This window comes from Streptomyces sp. NPDC004561 (assembly GCF_053602155.1).
In genome coordinates this window covers 1-1,588 of sequence record NZ_JBSGDB010000884.1, presented here as the reverse complement: position 1 = coordinate 1,588, position 1,588 = coordinate 1, and the positions used below count along the sequence as shown (strand labels likewise).

Annotated in this window: 1 protein-coding gene and 1 pseudogene; both read left to right on the top strand. The window is 76.8% G+C overall.

All coding sequences use genetic code 11. From position 1 onward, the window contains the following. Positions 1–1,289 (top strand): tetratricopeptide repeat protein (locus ACWEN3_RS46395; RefSeq protein ID WP_452984455.1); only part of this gene is annotated, 1,289 nt, incomplete at its 5' end. Then, positions 1,286–1,588 (top strand): annotated as a pseudogene (locus ACWEN3_RS46390) (nickel transporter); the annotation flags it as partial. The gene ACWEN3_RS46395 and the pseudogene ACWEN3_RS46390, both read left to right, overlap by 4 nt.

Here is a 1,588-nt window from a genome sequence, read left to right as displayed (position 1 = left end):
GTGCGCTCCTGTTGGCGACCGCCCTGACCGGCGGGGCGATCGCGCTCGGAGCCGGCCGTGTGCCCGCGTCCGTGCCGGTCGCCTCCACCGCCGTCGACCCGGGTGTCCTGAACGGCGGCAGCCTGGACGCGAGCATCGCCGCGCTCCAGGCGCATCTGCGCGGCCAGCCGAAGGACGCCGGCAGCTGGGCCACCCTCGGCCTGGCCTACGTCGAACAGGCGCGGACCAAGGGCGACCCGTCCCGGTACCCGCAGGCGGACAAGGCGCTGCGGCGGTCCCTGTCACTGACCCCGGACAACGACCAGGCCCTGGCCGGCCGCGCCGCCCTCGCCGCCGCCCGGCACGACTTCAAGGACGCCCTGACCTACGCCGACCAGGCCCTGCGGCAGAACCCGTACAGCGAACGCGCGCTGTCCTCCCGGATCGACGCCCTGGTCGAACTCGGCCGGTACACCGAGGCGTCGCGGGCCGCCGACACCGCCGACGCGCGCAAGCCGGGCGTACCCGTCTTCACGCGGTACGCCTACGTGCACGAGTTGCGCGGCGACGTGCCGACGGCCCGGCGCGTCCTCCAGCAGGCCCTGTCCGGGGCCACCTCACCGGGAGACGTCGCCTACGTGGCCTCGCAGCTCGGCCAACTCGCCTGGAACCAGGGCGACTACAAGGCCGCGCTCGGCTACTACGCCCGCGCCCTGGCCGCCGACGACGGCTATCTGCCGGCGCTGGAGGGCCGGGCCCGCGCACAGGCGGCGAGCGGGGACCGCGCCGCGGCCGTCGAGGGCATGGAGACGGTGGTCGCGCGCTATCCGCTGCCCGCGCCGCTCGTCGAACTGGGCGAGCTGTACGAGGCGCGCGGGGCGGCCGGCGACGAGGCGCGGGCCCGGCAGCAGTACGCGCTCGTGGACGCCTGGATCGCGCTGGCCCGCGCCAACGGCGTCAACGCGGACCTGGACACCGCGCTGGCCGCCGCCGAACACGGCGACAAGGCGGCCGCGCTGCGTGCGGCCCGCGCCGAATGGGCCCGCCGGCACACCGTGCACACCGCGGACGCCCTCGCCTGGGCGCTGCACGTCAACGGCCAGGACACCGAGGCCCTGCCGTACGCCCGCCGGGCCACGGCCACCGGCTACCGCAACGCCGCCTTCCGCTACCACCTCGGCATGATCGAGCTGGCCACGGGCCACCGCGCGGCCGGCCGCGCATCGCTCGCCTCGGCCCTGAAGCTGAACCCCGGCTTCTCCCCGCTGGGCGCCGCGGAGGCCCGCAAGGCGCTGGAGGCCGCACGGTGAGGCCGCGCCTGCTCCTCGCCGCCCTCGCGGGCTGCGCCCTCGCGCTGCTCCCGGCCGCCGTCGCGAGCGCGCATCCCCTGGGCAACTTCACCGTCAACCGCTACGACGGCCTGGTCGCCGCTCCCGGGCAGCTCCGCGTCGACCACGTGGAGGACCTCGCCGAGATCCCGGCCACTCAGGCCAAGCCGGACATCGAGCGCCTGGGCATGGCGGGTTGGGCCCGGCAGCGGTGCGCCCGGGCCGCCGACGGCAGCCGGCTCACGGTCGACGGCCGTCCGGTCACGCTGGCGCCCCGCGGC